A 19,488-nucleotide genomic window follows, 5' to 3' on the forward strand; every position below is an offset into this window, starting at 1 on the left:
CGATGCCTGCTGCGGTGTGCTGGGCTTCGGCGGTGGAGCCGCCTCAGCCCAACCTGCGGGTGCCTAATGTTGACTGGGTACAACGTGGATGGTTGAACCGCGTAGGTTGGCGCTGAGCGCAGCGAAGCCCAACAGGCACGATCTATCCAACAGCCCTGAAAAAGGCTCTAGACTGCGACTTTCCATTCACCAGGGACGGTGATCTTGGACTATCGACGCAGCCGTGCCGCGGGCGGCATCTTCTTTTTCACGCTCAATCTCAACGACCGCTCGGCCACTCTGCTCGTCGACCATATCGGATCGCTCAAGCAGGCCGTGCGCGAGGTGAAGGTCCGGCATCCCTTCGATATCCTCGCCATGGTGGTCCTCCCCGATCACCTGCACGCGCTCTGGCGTCTGCCAGATGACGATGGTGACTATCCGCTGCGTTGGAGCCTGATCAAGGCAGGCTTCTCGCGTCAGTTACCGCCGTTGGAGACGGTGAATCTATCGCGCCGGCTGAAACGCGAACGCGGCGTCTGGCAAAGACGCTATTGGGAGCACCGAATTCGGGACGAGCAGGATCTGCAGCGACATTTCGACTACATCCATTTCAACCCGGTGAAGCACGGCCATGCGCCTAGGGCGGTGGAGTGGCCCCATTCGTCCATTCATCGCTATGTGCGAGCGGGCGTCCTGCCGGTGGATTGGGCAGGACAGCGCGATGAGGACTGGGCGGTGGGCGAGCGGTGAGAGTTGGTCGTGTTGGGCTTCGCTACACTCAGCGCCAACCTACGCGGTTCAACTCTCCACGTCGTGCCAAAGCGACGTTGGAGACCCGTAGGTTGGGTTGAGCGCAGCGAAGTCCAATAGGCCGTGCCTTTGGAACAGGCCTCGTTAGAACAGGAAATACCGCTGCGCCATCGGCAGCACCTCGGCCGGTTCGCACCAGAGCAGCTGGCCATCGGCCTTGACCTGGTAGTTCTGCGGATCGACCTCGATGGTCGGCAGGTAGCCGTTGTGGATGAGGTCGCTCTTCTGCGCGGTGCGGCAACCCTTGACCACCCCGATGCGCTTCTTCAGCCCCAGTTGCTCGGGTACCCCGGCGTCGAAGGCGGCCTGGCTGATGAAGGTCAGGCTGGTGTCGTGGAGCATGCCGGCGTAGCTGCCGAACATCGGGCGGTAGTGCACCGGTTGCGGGGTGGGGATGGAGGCGTTGGCGTCGCCCATCAGGCTGGCCGCGATGGCGCCGCCCTTGAGGATCAGCGTCGGCTTGACGCCGAAGAAGGCTGGGCGCCAGAGCACCAGGTCGGCGAACTTGCCCACCTCGATGGAGCCCACCTCGTGGCTGATGCCATGGGTGATCGCCGGGTTGATGGTGTACTTGGCGATGTAGCGCTTGACCCGGAAATTGTCGTTGCCAGCGGTGTCCTCGGGCAGTGGGCCGCGCTGCTTCTTCATCTTGTCGGCGGTCTGCCAGGTGCGGGTGATGACCTCGCCGACGCGGCCCATGGCCTGGCTGTCGGAACTGATCATGGCGAAGGCGCCGAGGTCGTGGAGGATGTCCTCGGCGGCGATGGTCTCGCGGCGGATGCGGCTCTCGGCGAAAGCCACGTCCTCGGCGATGCTCGGGTCCAGGTGGTGGCAGACCATGAGCATGTCCAGGTGCTCGTCGATGGTGTTCTTGGTGAAGGGCCGCGTCGGGTTGGTGGAGCTGGGCAGCACATTGGGGAAGCCGCAGGCCTTGATGATGTCCGGCGCATGGCCGCCCCCGGCACCCTCGGTGTGGTAGGTGTGGATGGTGCGACCCTTGAAGGCGCCCAGGGTGGTCTCGACGAAACCGGATTCGTTGAGGGTGTCGGTGTGGATGGCCACCTGGATGTCGAAGCGATCGGCCACCGCCAGGCAGTTGTCGATGGCGGCCGGGGTGGTGCCCCAGTCCTCGTGCAGTTTCAAGCCGATGGCGCCGGCGCGGACCTGCTCTTCCAGCGGCCCGGGCAGGCTGGCGTTGCCCTTGCCGGTGAAGCCGATGTTCATCGGGAAGGCGTCGGCGGCCTTGAGCATCTGCGCCATGTGCCAGGGACCGGGGGTCACGGTGGTGGCATAGGTGCCGGTGGCCGGGCCGGTGCCGCCACCGATCATGGTGGTGGTGCCGCTCATGAGCGCCTCTTCGATCTGCTGCGGGCAGATGAAGTGGATGTGCGAGTCGATGCCACCGGCGGTGAGGATCATGCCCTCGCCGGCGATGACCTCGGTGGCGGCGCCGATGGGCACGCTGACGCCGGGTTGGATATCCGGGTTGCCGGCCTTGCCTATGGCGTGGATGCGGCCCTGTTTGAGGCCGACATCGGCCTTGACGATGCCCCAGTGGTCGACGATCAGCGCATTGGTGATGACGGTATCCACCACCTCGGCCGCCAGCAGCTGGCTCTGGCCCATACCGTCGCGGATGACCTTGCCGCCGCCGAATTTCACTTCTTCGCCGTAGACGGTGTGGTCTTCTTCGACCTCGATCCAGAGCTCGGTATCGGCCAGGCGCACCCGGTCGCCGGTGGTGGGGCCGAACATGTCGGCATAGGCTTGGCGGGAGATTTTCATAGGTGTGAATCCCGAATAAAGGTGGTCCGGTTTGCCCTCACCCCGACCCTCTCCCGGAGGGAGAGGGGGAAGAGCGAGTGGCATCCTGTTGCCTCGTTCAGGGAGTTATTCCTGGACGGCAGGGTGTTCTGGTTTGCCCTCACCCCGCCCCTCTCCCAGGGGGAGAGGGGGAAGAGCGGGTGGCATCCTGTTGCCTCGTGCAGGGAGTATTCCTGCACAGCAGGGTGTTCTGTTTTGCTCTCACCCCGACCCTCTCCCAGGGGGAGAGGGGGAAGGGCGGGTGTTCCGGTTTGGCCTCTCGCTCCGCTCCAGTCTCGCGGACCAGGAGGAAAGCGCGAAAGGCACGGTGTCTGCTTTCAGCCCCCTCTCCCTGAGGGAGAGGGTTGGGGTGAGGGGGCTTGTTCCTACAACTTCCCCATCACCCGCCCGGCGAAGCCGTAGACGGTGCGCAGGCCGGCCAGCTCGACCAGTTCCACCTCGCGACTCTGGCCCGGTTCGAAGCGCACGGCGGTGCCGGCGGCGATGTTCAGGCGCATGCCGCGGGCCAGGGCGCGATCGAACAGCAGGGCGTCATTGGTCTCGTGGAAGTGGTAGTGGGAGCCCACCTGGATCGGCCGGTCGCCGCTGTTGGCGACGGTCAGGCTCAGGGTGCGGCGGCCGGCGTTGAGTTCGATATCGCCGTCCTGGATCTGGTATTCGCCGGGGATCATGGGCGCTGCTCCAGCATCAGTTGCATGAAGGTGAGATCCAGCCAGCGACCGAACTTGGTGCCGACCTGGGGCATCTGCCCGGTGGTGATGAAGCCCAGGCGCTCGTGCAGGCGGATGGAGGCCTGGTTGCCGCTCTCGATGGCGGCCACCATCACGTGCTTGTCGCAGGCACGGGCGCGCTCGATGAGCATCGTCATCAGGCGCGGGCCGATGCCCTGGCCGCGCTGGTCGGGGTGGATATAGACCGAGTGCTCGACGGTGTGGCGAAAGCCCTCGAAGGGCCGCCAGTCGCCAAAGGAGGCATAGCCCACCACCACGCCGTCGGCATTCTCGGCGACCAGGATGGGGTAGCCCTGGGTGGCGCGCAGGTCGAACCAGGCCTGGCGATTGGCCAGGTCTACCGGGGTCTCGTTCCAGATCGCCGTGGTGTTGCTGACGGCGTCGTTGTAGATGTGCAGCACGGCCGGCAGGTCGGCGGGGATGGCGTCGCGGACGATCAGACTCATGGCGGTCTCCCTAGGCGATCGGCTGGTGGACGGTGACCAGCTTGGTCCCGTCGGGGAAGGTGGCTTCCACCTGGATCTCCGGGATCATCTCCGGAACGCCTTCCATCACTTGGTCGCGGCTCAGCAGGGTGGTGCCATAGTGCATCAGCTCGGCGACGGTGCGACCGTCACGGGCGCCTTCGAGCAGGGCGGCGGAGATCAGCGCCATGGCTTCCGGGTAGTTGAGCTTCACCCCACGCGCCAGGCGGCGTTCGGCCACCAGGCCGGCGGTGAAGATGAGCAGCTTGTCTTTTTCGCGGGGCGTCAGGTCCATGGGTGTTCCGGTTGGCAGGTTCGGTCAAGGAAGGTCGATCATCGCGGCCGTGGGCCGCGCCTACAAGAGTGACGCGGCCTCAGGTGCTCCAGATCCGCGGTGGCACGGCGGCGCGGCCGAGCAGGGCCGGGCGCAGCAGGCGCCAGACCTCGATCAGCCAGGCGCGCGCCTGCAGCGATTCGGCGGCCAGGCAGCGGGCGACCACCAGTCCGGGCAGCTGGGTCAGGTCGCCGCGGACCGCCAGGCCGAGTTCGCGGCAACGCGCCAGGGTATCGGCGTCCAGGGTGCCGGTGATCAGCAGGGTGGCGAACACTGGCTGACCGGCGAGGCCGATGGGCGAGTCCAGCAACCGATCCGCACCGACCAGGCGCTGGCGCTCGTGCCATAGCGGAGTGCCATCGCGACGGATGTCCAGGTGCGCCTGGAACAGCCCCTCGGCGAAGCGCTCGGCACTGGCTGGGCGGCCCAGGGCGACGATGTCCCAGTAGCAGAGGCGAGCGTCGCCCTCCAGCTCGATGCGGGTGGCGAGACGGGCCTGGGCGCCGGAGAAGACGATGGTCTCCTGGGGCAGCCATTCCAGGGTGGCGCCGGCAGCGACGCGCAGGTCGATCTGCTGGTGGGCGGCGCTAGCGGCGCGATACCACTTGGCCGCCCCGGGGCTGGTGAGCTGGGCCCAGGCGGTCGCGCCGACGCTGACGTCGATGTCCAGCCGATCGCCTCCGGCGATGCCACCTGGGGGATGGACGATGATGTGCTGGCAGACCTCGGGACCTTCGGCGTGCAGGTGTTTCTGCACCCGCAAGGGGCCGAGGTGGCGGCGGGTGGTCGGCCGGGTCCAGTCGCCCTGGCGGGCATAGGCCAACTCCAGGCGCGCCAGCCAGGCGGGGGTGAAGAGGGCAGGGGGCAGGGCAGAGGTCATCGGGTTGGTCGTTGTTCTGGTTGGGCTATTTGGGGAGGGCCTTGCAAGAATCTGACCGGGTGGACATAGGTTGCCTTTCGGCTAGGTATGGTGGAGGTGTTTGGCTGATTCTCGCGTTTTGATGATGCTTATATTTCGCTCACCCAAGCGCACCACCTTCACTGCTTCGGTAGGTTGGCGCTGAGCGGAGCGAAGCCCAACGTTGCGATGGTGCAAAATTTATTGGTTCCTCAGCTGCTTACCGAGCTTTGCTGATCCCTCTTGTTTCGCCCACCCGGGCGAGTCACTTTTGCCAGTCGCGGCAAAAGTAACCAAAAACGCTTGCCCCACCATCCGGCCCTCCGCTGCGCTGCGGGTCCGCTCACGCCAGCGCCGTTCCGGGGTCGGTCCAGATGGGCCGTCCCTGGCCGACTGGACCTCTCGCCGCATCCCTGCGGCTCGACCCACTCCACGACACTGGCGTTCGCCCTCCTGAACTGGGCGATTCGCCAGCCTGAAAGTGTTAGTTGAAGAGCCATAACCGTCCGTAGCGTGGACAACGGCGAAGCCTTGTCCACTGTCCAAGGCCAGACTCACCCGTGGAAATCATTACTGGGGTTTGAGCCTGTTGAAATCGCGCCCATGCCGGTGCGCCGTAGCGACCACTCCTACAAGCTGAGTCCAACCCTGTAGGAGCGGCCCATGGCCGCGATAACACAGTTGCACCTATGGGCGCTGGGCTTCGGCGGTTGATAGCTGTCACAGCCTCAGGCTGGAGTCCCGTCCCCGTCGGTGAGGCCGAAACGTGGGGACAGCGTTTTTGGTTACTTTTGTTCGGGACGCGTAGTCCGGGGCGCGCAGCCGCGATTGGCAAAAGTGACTCGCCCGGGTGGGCGAAACAGAATCTTCCCCCAAATTCGATAAGCAGCCAGAACACCGATAAGCCAGACCTGACGCACCGCTCTGTTGGGCTTCGCTCCGCTCAGCACCAGCCTACGTCAGCCGGTCTTCGGCGCGCCGACCCTTCCCTACGAAATCCCCCGCCACTGCCGCGGACTCACCTGAAACCACCGCCGGAACGCTCGCGAAAAGGCACTCGTCTCCGAATAGCCCAGCAGCGGCGCCAAGTCGCTGACCGGCAGCCGCTGCCGCAGGTAGTGCTGAGCCAGGTCGCGGCGAACGCCCTCGACCAGCGCCGAGAAGCTCGCGCCCTGGTCGCGCAGGCGCCGTTGCAGCTGGCTGGTGGAAAGGTCCAGGCGCTGGGCGATGGACTCCAGGCTGGGCTCGCCCAGGGGCAGCGCCAGGCGCACCGAGGCACGGACCTCTTCGAGCAGCTCCATCTGCGGCAGGCGCTGGCCGAGTTGGCGGATGGCGTCCTGTACCACCAGCAGGAGCAGCGGATCATGGTCGGGCATGGCGCGGTCGCGCAGGTCGGCCTTGGGCACCAGCATGGCGTTGCAGGGCTGGCCGAAGCTGACCGGGGCGTCGAATAGCCGGCGGTGCTCGTGCCAGCCCTCGGGGCGCGGGTGTTCGAACTGCACCGTGCGCGGTGCCCAGGTAGCGCCGAGTACATGGCGCAGCAGGTTGAGCAGCATGCCCAGGGTCAGCTCGGCGTCCTGGCGGCGGGCGACGATGGCGCCGTGGCGTACCTGGTAGTCGAAGCGCCAGCACTCACCGGCGTCCACCAGCTGGATCAGGGTGCTGTGCTGGTGGAAGGGAAAGGCGCCGGCGAAGTTCTGCAGCGCCGCCTCGGCAGTGGGCGAACAGAGCCCCACGTAGCCCAGCAGGCCGAGCATCTGCGGCTTGAACTGCCCGCCGTAGTGCAGGCCGAAATTGTCGCAGCCGGACTGGGCGGCGGCCTCTTCCAGGACCCGGCAGTAGTTGCCCAAGCCGAGGCTCAGCGTCGGGTGCTGCAGCTGTTCGGGATCGATGCCGGCGGTGCCGAAGATGCGGTCGACGTCACCGCCGTGGCTGGTGATGACGGCGTCCAGGCCGCTGGCGGCGGCGGAGAGCACGCCAAGGTTGCGCGACGGTGCGGTCAGGGCGGCAAAGCCGGAGGCGGCCAGGGGCATGGTGCGGGTCCAGGGAGGAGATCGGCATGAATGAAGCAAAGGCTGTGCCCCGGGGTGGAAAGCGGTCCTCCAGTGCGGCTGGAACGCCGAGGCCTTCACGTTATCGAGCGCCTTGGCGTGCTTCATCGCGGGGCGAGTGGTCGGGCATCGCACCAGCGTGGTGCGGTCTCGGGTAGCACTCTGGGAAGAGGGGTAACGCCGACTTGACCCGAGGTCACGGCGACCGTGCCAAGCGGTCAAGTCGGCACGGCCCCGAGCTGTTTAAGCTCGAAAAAGCCGGGCGTCGCGGGATCGCGGTGACCCATTCGGATCACGTCGCTACACGGGGAGTGGCCTGTCATGACCAACGAGAAACTCAAGCCGACCCTCGGCACCCTGCACCTCTGGGGCATCGCCGTGGGGCTGGTGATCTCCGGGGAATACTTCGGCTGGAGCTACGGCTGGGGCGTCGCCGGGACCCTGGGCTTTCTGATCACCGCGCTGGTGGTGGCGGTGATGTACACCTGCTTCATCTTCAGCTTCACCGAACTGACCACCGCCATTCCCCATGCCGGCGGGCCCTTCGCCTACAGCCGGCGCGCCTTCGGTCCTACGGGGGGTACCATCGCCGGCATCGCCACCCTGATCGAATTCGTCTTCGCGCCGCCGGCCATCGCCATGGCCATCGGCGCCTACCTCAACGTGCAGTTTCCCACCCTCGATCCCAAGCTTTGCGCGGTGGCGGCCTATTTCATCTTCATGACGCTGAACATCCTCGGGGTGAGCATCGCCGCCACCTTCGAGCTGGTGGTCACGGTGCTGGCGGTGATCGAGCTCTTGATATTCATGGGGGTAGTGGCGCCGGGCTTCAGCCTGACCAACTTCACCAGCGGTGGCTGGGCTGGCCAGGATCAGTTCTCCCTGGCCGCGGTGGGTGGCATGTTCGCCGCCATTCCCTTCGCCATCTGGTTCTTTCTCGCCATCGAGGGCGCGGCCATGGCCGCCGAGGAAGCCAAGGATCCCAAGCGGACCATTCCCAAGGCTTACATCGCCGGCATCCTCACCCTGGTGACCCTGGCCATCGGCGTGATGATCTTTGCCGGCGGGGTGGGCGACTGGCGCGCCCTGTCCAACATCAACGACCCGCTGCCGCAGGCCATGAAGGGCGTGGTGGGCGAGGGTTCGGTGTGGCTGCACCTGCTGGTGGGCATCGGCCTGTTCGGCCTGGTGGCCAGCTTCCACGGCATCATCCTCGGCTATTCCCGGCAATTCTTCGCCCTGGCTCGTGCCGGCTTCCTGCCCCGCGGCCTGGCCAAGCTGTCGCGCTTCCAGACCCCGCACCGGGCGGTGCTCGCGGGTGGCGTGGTGGGCATCGCCGCCATCTTCAGCGACGGCGTGATCAGCCTGCAGGGCCTGACCCTGACCGCCGCCATGATCACCATGAGCGTGTTCGGCGCCATCGTCATGTACATCATGAGCATGCTCAGTCTGTTCAAGCTGCGCCGTAGCGAGCCGAACCTGGAGCGTACCTTCCGCGCCCCGGGCTATCCGGTGGTGCCGGCCATCGCCCTGGTGCTGGCGGTGGTCTGCCTGGTCGCCATGGTCTGGTACAACCCGGTGATCGCCAGCGTCTTCGTGGTGCTGATGGTGATAGGCGCGCTGGTCTGCGGTCTCAGCCGTAGACAGGGCGACATTGCACCCGACGCTGCCTTCGGCGAGGCCTGAGCAGCGCAACCCGAGGAGGTAGCATGAGCGGTTTCCAGCACAGCGTGGGCGGCCAGACCTGGCGTTTCGCCGATCTCAAGGAGCTGCTGGCCAAGGCCACCCCGGCGCGTTCCGGGGACGTCCTGGCCGGGGTCGCCGCCGGCAGCGACGTGGAGCGGGTGGCGGCGCAGATGGCGCTGGCCGAAGTGCCGCTCAAGCACTTTCTCAGCGAGGCGGTGATCCCTTACGAGGCCGACGAGGTCACCCGGCTGATCCTGGATACGCACGATGCCCAGGCCTTCGCCCCGGTCGCCCACCTCACCGTGGGCGGCTTCCGCGACTGGCTGCTGGGTGCGGCGGCCGACGAGACCAGTCTCGCCGCCCTGGCCCCGGGGCTGACCCCTGAGATGGTGGCCGCGGTGTCCAAGATCATGCGCATCCAGGACCTGATCCTGGTGGCGCAGAAGGTTCGGGTGGTGACCCGCTTTCGCAATACCATCGGCCTGCGTGGACGACTGTCGACCCGGCTGCAGCCCAATCATCCCACCGACGATCCGGCCGGCATCGCCGCCAGCGTTCTCGACGGCCTGCTCTATGGCAACGGCGATGCGGTGATCGGCATCAACCCGGCCACCGACAGCACCAGCGGCATCTGCGAACTGCTGAAGATGCTCGACGCCGTGATCCAGCGCTACGAGATTCCCACCCAGTCCTGCGTGCTGACCCACGTCACCACCAGCATCGCCGCCATCGAGCGCGGCGCGCCGGTGGACCTGGTGTTCCAGTCCATCGCCGGGACCCAGGGCGCCAACGAGAGCTTCGGCATCAGCCTGGCGCTGTTGCAGGAAGGCTACGAGGCCGGGCTGTCGCAACGCCGTGGCAGCCTGGGCGACAACCTCATGTATTTCGAGACCGGGCAGGGCAGCGCCCTCTCGGCGGGGGCCCACCATGGCGTCGACCAGCAGACCTGCGAGGTGCGCGCCTACGCCGTGGCCCGTCAATTCAAACCGCTGCTGGTGAATACCGTGGTCGGCTTCATCGGCCCCGAGTACCTCTATAACGGCAAGCAGATCATCCGCGCCGGGCTGGAGGATCACTTCTGCGGCAAGCTGCTCGGCGTGCCCATGGGTTGCGACATCTGCTACACCAACCATGCCGAGGCCGACCAGGACGACATGGACATGCTGCTGACCCTGCTGGGCGCGGCGGGCATCAACTTCATCATGGGCATCCCGGGGTCGGACGACGTGATGCTCAACTACCAGACCACCTCCTTCCACGACGCCCTCTACGCCCGCCAGGTGCTGGGCTTGCAACCGGCGCCGGAATTCGCCGCCTGGCTCGACCGCCTGGGCATCCTGCGCCTGGAAGACGGCCGCTTTCGCCTGGGCGAGGGCTTGCCGGCGCCGTTCCAGCGGGCGCTGGCGCAGATTTAGGGAGGATCGCGGCCATGGCGGTTTGCCGATGCGGCCTTATCGCGGCCATGGGCCGCTCCTACAGGGATAGATGCTCTCGTAGGAGCGGCCCATGGCCGCGATGAACCTAATAGCTCAGGAGTCTTGCCGATGAAGCCTAACGACACCGCCCGTCCCGACCCCTGGGCCGAATTGCGTCGCCTGACCCCGGCGCGCATCGCCCTGGGCCGCGCCGGCACCAGCCTGCCCACTGCCGCCCAGCTGGACTTCCAGGCCGCCCATGCCCAGGCCCGCGATGCCGTGCACCTGGCCTTCGATCACCAGGCGCTGCGCGAAGGCCTGACTGCCCAAGGCCGCGAGACCCTGGTACTGAAGAGCGCCGCGCCGGATCGCCACACCTATCTGCAGCGCCCCGACCTGGGACGCAAGCTGTCGGAGGAATCCGCCCACGAACTCCAAGCCTATGCCGCCGAGCATCCCGAGGGCTTCGACGTCGCCGTAGTCATCGCCGACGGCCTCTCGGCCCTGGCGGTGCATCGCCATGCGCTGCCGTTCCTGGAGCGCCTGGTCGACCAGGCCGGGGCCGAGGACTGGCGCTGGGCACCGGTGACCCTGGTGGAGCAGGGCCGGGTAGCCGTGGGTGATGAAATCGGCGGGCTGCTCAAGGCGCGCCTGCTGGTGATGCTGATCGGCGAGCGCCCTGGTCTGAGTTCGCCCGACAGCCTCGGCCTCTACTTCACCTACGGCCCGCGCCCGGGCCTCAACGACGCCTATCGCAACTGCATCTCCAATGTGCGGCTGGAAGGCCTCGCCTATGGCCTGGCGGCGCACAAGCTGCTCTACCTGATGCGCGAAGCGGATCGCCGCAAGCTCTCCGGCGTGCAACTCAAGGACGAAGCCGAGGTGCCGCTGCTGGAGGGTGACGAGGAGAACGCCCGGATCGGCAACTTCCTTACCGCTCAATGAGCGGGACTGGCCGTCATCCTGCCTTGAGCGTCTTGCGCAGGAAGTACCGCGCAAAGCCCGGCGGATAGTCCGCCAGTTCGCCGAACACCTCGTAGCCCAGCCGCTCGTAGAAGCCGCGGGCCTGGAATTCGTGGGTGTCGAGCCAGGCGCCGTGGCAGCCGCGGGCCAGGGCTTCGGCCTCGGCGCGCCGCAGCAACTCGCGGCCGGCGCCCTGGCCGCGAGCGGCTTCCTCCACCGCCAGCAACTGCACATAGAGCCAGCCATAGCTGGTGTAGCCCCAGAGTCCGCCGAGGGATTCGCCGCCACGGGTCAGGCTGATGACCAGGGCCCGGTAGCCGCTCGGGCCAGCCTGGCTGTCGTTGTAGCGTCTCAGCGGCGCGGCGATGGCCTGGCGCAGGTCTTCGCGCGCTTCGTCGGTCAGGTGGTAGTCCAGTAGCGCTGCGGGCATGGCGATGGTCTCTGGAAGGGTCTGCCCGAGCATAGCGCAGCACCGCTGCGTGACCGCCGGGTTCTGCCGCTTTCGCCGCGCCGGCCTTGGGGTAGCATGACCCTTTGCCCATTTCGCGGGGGAGCCATGGACATACGTGAAGGTCGCGCCCGGGTCGGTGCTCTCGAACTGGCCTATGAGGACTGGGGCGATCCCGCCGATCCGCCGCTGCTGCTGATCATGGGCTTTGGCGCCCAGCTGCTGCTCTGGCCGGAAGGCTTCTGCGAGGCCTTGGTACGCCGGGGCCTGCGGGTGATCCGTTTCGACAATCGCGACGTCGGCCAGTCCTCGCGGCTGAGCTGGCCGGGTGGACGGCCGCCTTCGCTGTGGCCGGTGCTGGGGCGGGCGCAACTGGGCAAGCCCAGTGCGGTGCCCTATCACCTGGAAGCCATGGCCGCCGATGCGGTCGGGCTGCTCGATCACCTGGGGCTGGAGCGCGCCTTCGTGCTGGGCGGCTCCATGGGCGGCATGATCGCGCAGATCCTCGCCGCCGACTGGCCGCAGCGGGTCGCGCGGCTCGGCATCCTGTTCTCGTCGACCAATCAGCCGCTGTTGCCGCCGCCCTCGTTCAGGCTGCTTGGCAGCCTGCTGCTGCGGCCGCCGACCGATCTGCCGGCGGAAGCGGCGCTCGCCCGGCAGAAGGCCCTGCTGCGCGGTATCGAGAGCCCGCGCTATCGGCAGCGCGAGGTGGATCTCGAACGACTGGTGCAACGGATCCTGGCGCGCGGGGTGGATGTGGACGGGGTGCAGCGGCAGCTGTTCGCCCTGCTCGGCAGCGGCGATCTGCGGCCCTTTGCCCGGCGCATCCAGGCGCCGACCCTGGTGGTCCATGGGGCGCGGGATCCGCTGTTGCGTCCGGCCTGTGGCCGCGCCGTGGCCCGGACCATTCCCGGTGCCCGCTTCGAGTTGATACCCGACATGGCCCACGACCTGCCGGCACCGCTCTGGCCGAGACTGAGCGAGCTGTTCGCCGACTTCTTCCTGGCGCCCTGAGCCGGGCTTCAGCCTCTGAGGCGCGGGCGCAGCCCGTCGATGAGCAGGGTTTCCAGGCCGCGCAGAACCTCGTCGAAGAAGGCTGGATCCTGCAGGGTACGGCCACAGAGTGCCTGCACCTGGACCCTGAAGTCCGCATAGTGTTGGGTGGTGGCCCAGAGGCTGAACATCAGCTGGTACGGGTCCACCGGTGCCAGCCGGCCGGCATCGATCCAGGTACGGATCACCCGGGCCTTCTCGTCTATCAGATCGTGCAGGCTGCCCTGCAATTCCGGCAGCAGCAGCGGCGCGCCCTGGACCATCTCCAGGCAGAACAGCCGGGACTCGGCGGGATAGTCGCGGGACATCTCCAGCTTATGGCGCAGATAGCCGCGCAGGGCGTCGAGGGGATCCTGGTCTTCGCTGAAGGTGCGCAGGGGACTCAGCCAGGTCGCCAGCAACTGGCGCAGCACGGCGACATAGAGCTCTTCCTTGCTGCTGAAATAGTAGAGCAGGTTGGTCTTGGAGACGTCTGCCTGCAGGGCCACCTGATCCAGGCTGGCGCCGTGCAGGCCGAAGCGGGAAAAGATATCGAGCGCGGCGCCGAGGATCTGGGCGCGCTTGGCTTCTATCTGACGCTGCCGGCGTTGCTGGGCGGCAGGGCTGGGTTGACGCGGCTTGCGTGGCGGAGGATCACTGGCCTGACTCACGAACTGCTCCTTGGGCCTTCTTGGACATCTGACGCGGACCGACCGCTGGACGAGCAGGAGGGCCGGCTTCAGGCGCGGTCGTTGAGATTCGCACCTTCCTGGTGACGAATCGTCGGCGGACGCCAGAGGGTAGCGCGCCGGTCTCCAAACTCTAGCATGGCCCGACATCCTGCATGCCCCGGATTCGGGCGCCTTGCACAAACTAGGTGCTCTGATCTGGACCAAATGGTCTGGATATATTTCTAGATTTCCCCCAAGTGTTTGATTGGCTTGAAATTTCAAGACTTGGCAAGCTTTCTGCTCCGATCCTGCAGCCACGGCGCATCTCGATGCGCCTCGATTCCTGACTGCGGGAGAGTGCGAGCGATGAACATCGGTGTCTTCATTCCCATCGGCAACAACGGCTGGCTGCTGTCGGAAAACGCGCCCCAGTACCGGCCCACCTTCGAGCTGAATCGCGAGATCGTGCAGCGCGCCGAGCACTACGGCTTCGACTTCGCCCTGTCGATGATCAAGCTGCGCGGCTTCGGCGGTAAGACCGAATTCTGGGACCACAACCTGGAGTCCTTCACCCTCATGGCCGGGCTGGCGGCGGTGACCTCGCGCATCAAGCTGTTCGCCACCGCCGCGACCCTGACCCTGCCGCCGGCCATCGTCGCGCGCATGGCCGCCACTATCGACTGCATTTCCGGTGGCCGCTTCGGCGTCAATCTGGTCACCGGCTGGCAGAAACCCGAATACAGCCAGATGGGGCTCTGGCCGGGGGATGAGTTCTTCGCCAGCCGCTATCAATACCTCGGTGAATACGCCCAGGTGCTGCGCGACCTCTGGGGCACCGGCCAGTCGGATTTCCAGGGCGCGCACTTCCGCATGGAGGACTGCCGGGTCAGTCCCCAACCCCAGGCGCCCATGGAGATCGTCTGCGCCGGGGCGAGCGACGCCGGCCTGGCCTTTGCCGCCGAACACGCCGATTACAGCTTCGTCTTCGGCAAGGGCGTCAACACGCCCAAGGCCTTCGCCCCGGCGGTGGAGCGGCTGCAGGCGGCCACCGCCAAGACCGGGCGCGAGGTCTCCTCCATCGCCCTGTTCATGATCATCGCCGCCGAGACCGACGAGGCCGCCCGCGCCAAGTGGGAGCACTACAAGGCCGGTGCCGACGAGGAAGCCATCGCCTGGCTGGGCGCCCAGGCCGCCGCCGACACCAAGTCCGGCAGCGACACCAACGTGCGACAGATGGCCGATCCGACCTCGGCGGTCAACATCAACATGGGCACCCTGGTGGGTTCCTTCGCCAGCGTAGCGCGGATGCTCGACGAGATCGCCGAGGTGCCCGGGGCCAGCGGGGTGCTGCTGACCTTCGACGACTTCGTCCAGGGCGTGACCGACTTCGGCGAGCGCATCCAGCCGCTGATGCAGAGCCGCCGTCACGTCGACCTGCTCAAGGAGAGTGCCTGATGAATGCCGTGGAAACTCTGGCGGGCTATGCCTTGCCTGCGAGCGACACCGAAGCCGTGACGCTGCCGGCGCGACCCGAACCGCTGCGGCTCAAGGCCAGCGAGACCGCCCTGATCGTGGTGGACATGCAGAATGCCTATGCCAGCCAGGGTGGTTACCTGGATCTGGCCGGTTTCGATGTCTCGGCCACCGGCCCGGTGATCGAGAACGTCGCTGCGGTGGTGGAGACCGCCCGCGGCGCGGGTATCCAGGTGGTCTGGTTCCAGAATGGCTGGGACCCGGAGTATCGCGAGGCGGGCGGGCCGGGTTCGCCCAACTGGCACAAATCCAATGCCCTCAAGACCATGCGCAAGCGACCCGAACTGCAGGGGCAGCTGCTGGCCAGGGGTGGCTGGGACTATGCCCTGGTCGACCGGCTGCAACAGGCGGCTGCGGACCTGGTGGTGCCCAAGACCCGCTACAGCGGCTTCTACAACACCCACCTGGACAGCCTGCTGCGCGCCCGTGGCATCCGCAATCTGGTGTTCGTCGGCGTGGCCACCAATGTCTGCGTGGAGTCGACCCTGAGGGACGGCTTCTTCCTCGAATACTTCGGCGTCTGCCTGCACGACGCCTGCCATCAGGCCGGGCCCCGTGCGGCCCACGAGGCCGCGCTGTTCAACATCGAGACCTTCTTCGGCTGGGTCGCCAGCTGCGCCGACTTCCACACCACCTTCGCCAAGGACTGAGCCACCATGCCCAAGCAAGCCGTGATTCCCGCCGGTACCGGTACCCCCATCGCCCCCTTCGTGCCCGGCAGCCTGGCCGATGGCGTGCTCTATGTCTCCGGCACCCTGCCGTTCGATGCCGAGAACAACGTGGTCCACGTCGGCGACGCCGCCGCCCAGGCACGCCACGTGCTCACCACCATCCAGGGCGTGGTGGAGGCGGCTGGCGGCAGCATGGCCGACGTCACCTTCAACATGATCATGCTCACCGACTGGGCGAACTACGCCGCCATCAACGCGGTGTACGCCGAATTCTTTCCCGGCGAGAAGCCGGCGCGCTATTGCATCCAGTGCGGCCTGGTGAAGCCCGACGCCCTGATCGAGATCGCCAGCATCGCCCATGTCGGCTAGCTCCCGCTCCGTACCTACCCCCTCTCCCCTTGGGAGAGGGTTGGGGTGAGGGCCGCCTCAACCAACCAACCTTCAAGGACCGCCCATGCACTTCGAACTCCATGGCCGCCAGGACCCGGCGGCCGAGACCCTGCTGCTCAGCTCCGGGCTGGGCGGCGCCGGGGCCTTCTGGGCGCCGCAGCTGGCGGCCCTCGGCGAAAGATTCCGGGTGGTGGTCTACGACCAGACCGGCACCGGCAGGAGTCCGGCCGAGCTGCCGGCGGATTACCGCATCCAGCATATGGCCGAGGACCTGCTGGCCCTGGCCGATCGCCTGGAACTGCGCGAGTGCCTATTCATGGGCCATGCCCTGGGCGGTCTGGTGGGCCTGCAGGCCAGTCTGCTGCGTCCGGGCCTGATCCGCCGCCAGGTGCTGGTCAATGCCTGGAGCCGACCCAATCCGCATACCGCGCGCTGCTTCGCCCTGCGCCAGCGCCTGCTGCGCGACAGCGGCGCCGCGGCATATGTCCAGGCCCAGGCGATCTTTCTCTATCCGGCCACCTGGATCGCCGAACACGGCGAGCGCCTGACCGCCGACGAAGCCCATGCCCTGGCGCACTTCCCCGGCGAGGCCAATGTGCTGCGGCGCATCGGCGCGCTACTGGCCTTCGACCTGGACGCCGAGCTGGCGCGCATCCCGGTGCCGACCCTGGTGCTGGCCAATCGCGACGATGTCCTGGTGCCCTGGACCTCGTCCCAGCGGCTGGCCGCGGGTCTGCCCCGGGCCAGCTTCCAGTTGCTGGAGTGGGGCGGCCACGCCTCCAGCGTCACCGATTCCGCCACCTTCGACCGGGTGGTGCTCGACTATCTCAGCCAAGATCTGGAGGCGTAACGCCATGTCCGTTGCCCATGCCTTGCCCCTGTCCGCCGCCAGCCCCGCCGCCCCGGTCGAACGCGATCTCTTCCGCGGGGCCATGGCGCGCCTGGGCGCTGCGGTCAACCTCGTCACCACCGATGGTCCGGCCGGCATGGCCGGCTTTACCGCCACCGCCGTGTGCAGCGTCAGCGATACCCCGCCGACCCTGCTGGTCTGCCTCAACCGCAGCGCCTCGGTGCACCCCGCCTTCAGTGCCAACGGCGTGCTCTGCGTCAACGTCCTGGCCGCCGGCCAGCAGGCGCTGGCCAACCTCTTCGGCGGCAAGACCGCCATGGCCGAACGCTTCGCCGCGGCGCGCTGGACCCGCCTCGCCACGGGGGCGCCGGTGCTGGACGGTGCCCTGGTGGCCTGCGACTGCCGCATCGCCGAGGTGCAGTCGGTGGGTAGTCACGATCTGCTGCTCTGCGAGGTGCTGGGGGTGGCCGAGCCGGGTGGCGAAGGCGGATTGCTGTACTTCGACCGGCGTTATCACGAGCTGGCTTAGCCAGGGCTGCCGGACTTCGGCGCTGGCGCCGTTTCAGCGCCAACCTGCGTCAGAACGTCCGACGAACCCGCTCCTCAGGCGCGTACCAGCAGCGCCTTGTCGCCCCCTTCACGCACCCAGAACAGCGTCGCCCCGGCCACGGCGGCGGGCATGAACAGGGCGTTCAGGCCGGGCACCAGCAGCGCCAGGTAGGTCACCCCGCCAAAGCCCAGGCAGCGCAGGCGGCGGGGTGCGCAGCCAGGCGAGCATGCTGCGGAAATCCAGCTGGTGGTTGTCGGCGGGGAAGTCGATGTACTGCACCGCCATCATCCAGACGCCGAACAGGATCCACAGCGGCGCGGCGATCAGGTTCAGACCGGGGATGAGGGTCAGCACCAGCAGGCCCAGCGCACGCGGCAGGTAGTAGCCCAGCTTGCGCAGTTCACGCTGCAGGGTACGCGGCACCATGGTGACCAGTTCAGCGAGATTGAACGGTGGGAAATCGTCCTGGCCGCGTACCATGACCTCGACCTTTTCCGCGAGAAAGCCGTTGAAGGGCGCTGCCACCAGATTGGCCAGCATCGTGAAGGTAAAGAAGATGATCGCCAGCAGCAGGAGCACGAACAGCGGCCAGAGCAGCCATTCGACGAAGCTCGCCCAGGCCGGCAGGCTCGGCATCAGCTGCTCCAGCCAACCCTCGAAGCCGCGCACGGCAAAGGTGAGGATGGCCGCGTAGAGCAGCAGATTGATGGTGAGCGGGATGACCACGAAGCGGCGCATGCCGGGGCGAGTCACCAGGCGCAGCCCTTCGGCGAAATAGGCGGAGCCGGACAGCGGAGCGACAGCCATGAAGATTCCTGACGGGGAGCGGGAATGCACAGCTTACCTCAGGGCTCGATTGCCGCAGCGGTCGACATAGGCGCGCCCTATGGTCTGGATTTAGAATGGTCGCTTCTGTGGAGGGGCGGTACCCGTTAGGCTGAGCCCCATCCCTGGACCCGGTGTCCGCCTATCGGCGCCGGTCGCGCCGTCGCCAGGAGCGACCGGCGCTGCGGAACGGCTCCGCACGCACACCGGCCGGCATGCCCATGGGGCGCGCCGGCCTCTCTACTCTTAGGTCTGCCGGAGATCCCGGCAGGGAGAATGTCATGTCTGAAGCCAGCACCTCGCGCCATTCGCGCCTCATCATCCTCGGTTCCGGTCCGGCCGGTTACACGGCTGCGGTCTATGCCGCCCGCGCCAACCTCAAGCCGCTACTGATCACCGGCATGCAGATGGGTGGCCAGCTGACCACCACCACCGAGGTCGACAACTGGCCGGGCGATCCCCACGACCTGACCGGTCCGGCGCTGATGGAGCGGATGCGCGAGCACGCCGAGCGCTTCGAGACCGAGATCGTCTTCGACCACATCAATGCCGTGGACTTCGGTGGCAAGCCCTACACCCTCAAGGGTGACAGCGCCACCTACACCTGCGACGCCCTGATCATCGCCACCGGCGCCAGCGCCCGCTACCTGGGCCTGGCCAGCGAAGAGGCCTTCATGGGCAAGGGCGTGTCCGCCTGCGCCACCTGCGACGGCTTCTTCTATCGCAACCGCGAGGTGGCGGTGGTCGGCGGCGGCAACACCGCAGTCGAGGAAGCCCTGTACCTGGCCAACATCGCCAGCAAGGTGACCCTGATCCACCGCCGCGAGACCTTCCGCGCCGAGAAGATCCTGCAGGACAAGCTGCGCGCCCGGGTCGCCGAAGGCAAGATGGCGCTCAAGCTCAATGCCAGCGTCGACGAGGTGCTGGGTGACAACATGGGTGTCACCGGGGTACGGATCAAGAACAACGATGGCAGTACCGAAGAGCTGCAGGTGGCCGGTCTGTTCGTCGCCATCGGCCACACGCCGAACACTGGGCTGTTCGAAGGCCAGCTGGACAGCCACGACGGCTACCTGGTGGTGAAGGGCGGTCGCGAGGCCAATGCCACCGCCACCAACGTACCCGGCGTGTTCGCCGCCGGCGACGTGGCCGACCACACCTATCGCCAGGCCATCACCTCGGCCGGTGCCGGCTGCATGGCCGCCCTGGACGCCGAGCGCTACCTGGACGGCCTGGGCGATCTGCAGGTCCTCTGAGGCCTGAGCAGCGTCTGACAAAGAAAACCCCGGCACTGGCCGGGGTTTTCGTTTTCGGGGGCTTCCGGCGTGCGCCAGGGTCCGGCTTGGCGGCCTTGACGACC

General features: G+C 67.0%; 19 protein-coding genes and 1 pseudogene. 11 read left to right on the forward strand and 9 right to left on the reverse strand.

Features of this window, described 5'->3' with window-relative positions; genetic code table 11:
- Positions 1-201: 201 nt before the first annotated feature.
- Positions 202-732 carry an REP-associated tyrosine transposase gene (locus tag QE444_RS06215; protein WP_252977293.1) on the forward strand — a complete coding sequence of 177 codons (531 nt, stop codon included), beginning with the start codon at positions 202-204 and terminating at the stop codon, positions 730-732.
- A gap of 144 nt (positions 733-876) precedes the next feature.
- On the opposite strand, the gene ureC is transcribed toward QE444_RS06215, so the two are convergent.
- From ureC to QE444_RS06245, 6 genes are all read right to left on the reverse strand, one after another.
- A complete protein-coding gene (gene ureC / locus QE444_RS06220) occupies positions 877-2,577 on the reverse strand; it encodes an urease subunit alpha (protein ID WP_187981133.1) in 1,701 nt (566 codons plus the stop codon).
- A 404-nt stretch (positions 2,578-2,981) separates the two neighbouring features.
- A complete protein-coding gene (locus tag QE444_RS06225; RefSeq protein ID WP_064307547.1) occupies positions 2,982-3,287 on the reverse strand; it encodes an urease subunit beta in 306 nt (101 codons plus the stop codon).
- The gene (locus tag QE444_RS06230) at positions 3,284-3,793 is read right to left on the reverse strand and encodes a GNAT family N-acetyltransferase (RefSeq protein ID WP_187981134.1); all 510 of its coding nucleotides are present in this window, start codon (positions 3,791-3,793) and stop codon (positions 3,284-3,286) included. The genes QE444_RS06225 and QE444_RS06230 overlap by 4 nt, the downstream gene beginning before the upstream one ends.
- Positions 3,794-3,803: 10 nt before the next feature.
- A complete protein-coding gene (gene ureA, locus QE444_RS06235; RefSeq protein ID WP_187981135.1) occupies positions 3,804-4,106 on the reverse strand; it encodes an urease subunit gamma in 303 nt (100 codons plus the stop codon).
- Positions 4,107-4,185: 79 nt separating this feature from the next.
- On the reverse strand, positions 4,186-5,025 hold the full coding sequence (locus tag QE444_RS06240; protein WP_187981136.1) for an urease accessory protein UreD: 840 nt from the start codon (positions 5,023-5,025) through the stop codon (positions 4,186-4,188).
- A 1,007-nt stretch (positions 5,026-6,032) separates the two neighbouring features.
- Positions 6,033-7,076 carry an AraC family transcriptional regulator gene (locus tag QE444_RS06245; protein ID WP_187981137.1) on the reverse strand — a complete coding sequence of 348 codons (1,044 nt, stop codon included), beginning with the start codon at positions 7,074-7,076 and terminating at the stop codon, positions 6,033-6,035.
- 339 nt (positions 7,077-7,415) lie between these two features.
- On the opposite strand from QE444_RS06245, the gene eat reads away from it, so the two are divergent.
- The 3 genes from eat to eutC all read left to right on the forward strand — a co-directional run bounded on the left by eat (position 7,416) and on the right by eutC (position 11,140).
- Positions 7,416-8,780 carry an ethanolamine permease gene (gene eat, locus QE444_RS06250; RefSeq protein WP_187981138.1) on the forward strand — a complete coding sequence of 455 codons (1,365 nt, stop codon included), beginning with the start codon at positions 7,416-7,418 and terminating at the stop codon, positions 8,778-8,780.
- Between the two features lie 23 nt (positions 8,781-8,803).
- Positions 8,804-10,195, forward strand: a complete 1,392-nt coding sequence (locus tag QE444_RS06255) for an ethanolamine ammonia-lyase subunit EutB (protein ID WP_187981139.1) — start codon at positions 8,804-8,806, stop codon at positions 10,193-10,195.
- Between the two features lie 129 nt (positions 10,196-10,324).
- Entirely contained in the window at positions 10,325-11,140 is an 816-nt protein-coding gene (gene eutC, locus QE444_RS06260; RefSeq protein WP_309737563.1) for an ethanolamine ammonia-lyase subunit EutC, read from the forward strand.
- A gap of 13 nt (positions 11,141-11,153) precedes the next feature.
- Here the strand turns inward: eutC and QE444_RS06265 are convergent, their stop codons facing one another.
- Positions 11,154-11,588: an N-acetyltransferase gene (locus tag QE444_RS06265; protein WP_187981141.1), complete on the reverse strand. Its 435-nt coding sequence runs from the start codon at positions 11,586-11,588 to the stop codon at positions 11,154-11,156.
- Positions 11,589-11,714: 126 nt separating this feature from the next.
- Here QE444_RS06265 and QE444_RS06270 point away from each other — a divergent pair, with 126 nt between their 5' ends.
- Positions 11,715-12,620 carry an alpha/beta hydrolase gene (locus QE444_RS06270; RefSeq protein ID WP_309737564.1) on the forward strand — a complete coding sequence of 302 codons (906 nt, stop codon included), beginning with the start codon at positions 11,715-11,717 and terminating at the stop codon, positions 12,618-12,620.
- An 8-nt stretch (positions 12,621-12,628) separates the two neighbouring features.
- On the opposite strand, the gene rutR is transcribed toward QE444_RS06270, so the two are convergent.
- Complete coding sequence (rutR, locus tag QE444_RS06275; RefSeq protein WP_133862169.1) at positions 12,629-13,309, reverse strand: HTH-type transcriptional regulator RutR; 681 nt, start codon at positions 13,307-13,309, stop codon at positions 12,629-12,631.
- A gap of 366 nt (positions 13,310-13,675) precedes the next feature.
- On the opposite strand from rutR, the gene rutA reads away from it, so the two are divergent.
- From rutA to QE444_RS06300, 5 genes are all read left to right on the forward strand, one after another.
- Complete coding sequence (rutA, locus tag QE444_RS06280; protein WP_027600944.1) at positions 13,676-14,764, forward strand: pyrimidine utilization protein A; 1,089 nt, start codon at positions 13,676-13,678, stop codon at positions 14,762-14,764.
- Positions 14,764-15,492, forward strand: a complete 729-nt coding sequence (gene rutB, locus QE444_RS06285; RefSeq protein ID WP_285386843.1) for a pyrimidine utilization protein B — start codon at positions 14,764-14,766, stop codon at positions 15,490-15,492. Before rutA ends, rutB begins: the two co-directional genes overlap by 1 nt.
- Before the next feature lie 6 nt (positions 15,493-15,498).
- Positions 15,499-15,882, forward strand: coding sequence for a pyrimidine utilization protein C (gene rutC, locus QE444_RS06290; RefSeq protein WP_187981143.1), 384 nt, complete (start codon positions 15,499-15,501; stop codon positions 15,880-15,882).
- Positions 15,883-15,967: 85 nt separating this feature from the next.
- Positions 15,968-16,753 carry a pyrimidine utilization protein D gene (gene rutD / locus QE444_RS06295; protein ID WP_309737565.1) on the forward strand — a complete coding sequence of 262 codons (786 nt, stop codon included), beginning with the start codon at positions 15,968-15,970 and terminating at the stop codon, positions 16,751-16,753.
- 4 nt (positions 16,754-16,757) lie between these two features.
- Positions 16,758-17,282 carry a flavin reductase gene (locus QE444_RS06300; RefSeq protein ID WP_285386841.1) on the forward strand — a complete coding sequence of 175 codons (525 nt, stop codon included), beginning with the start codon at positions 16,758-16,760 and terminating at the stop codon, positions 17,280-17,282.
- A gap of 74 nt (positions 17,283-17,356) precedes the next feature.
- Here QE444_RS06300 and cysZ read toward each other — a convergent pair.
- Positions 17,357-18,110: pseudogene (gene cysZ, locus QE444_RS06305) on the reverse strand (sulfate transporter CysZ).
- A 299-nt stretch (positions 18,111-18,409) separates the two neighbouring features.
- On the opposite strand from cysZ, the gene trxB reads away from it, so the two are divergent.
- Positions 18,410-19,384 (forward strand): thioredoxin-disulfide reductase, encoded by a 975-nt coding sequence (trxB, locus tag QE444_RS06310; protein WP_133862163.1) that lies wholly within the window; start codon positions 18,410-18,412, stop codon positions 19,382-19,384.
- Positions 19,385-19,488: the final 104 nt, after the last annotated feature.

Origin of the sequence: Pseudomonas sp. SORGH_AS_0199 (genome assembly GCF_031453735.1) — a bacterium.
Lineage (GTDB): Bacteria > Pseudomonadota > Gammaproteobacteria > Pseudomonadales > Pseudomonadaceae > Chryseomonas > Chryseomonas aestiva.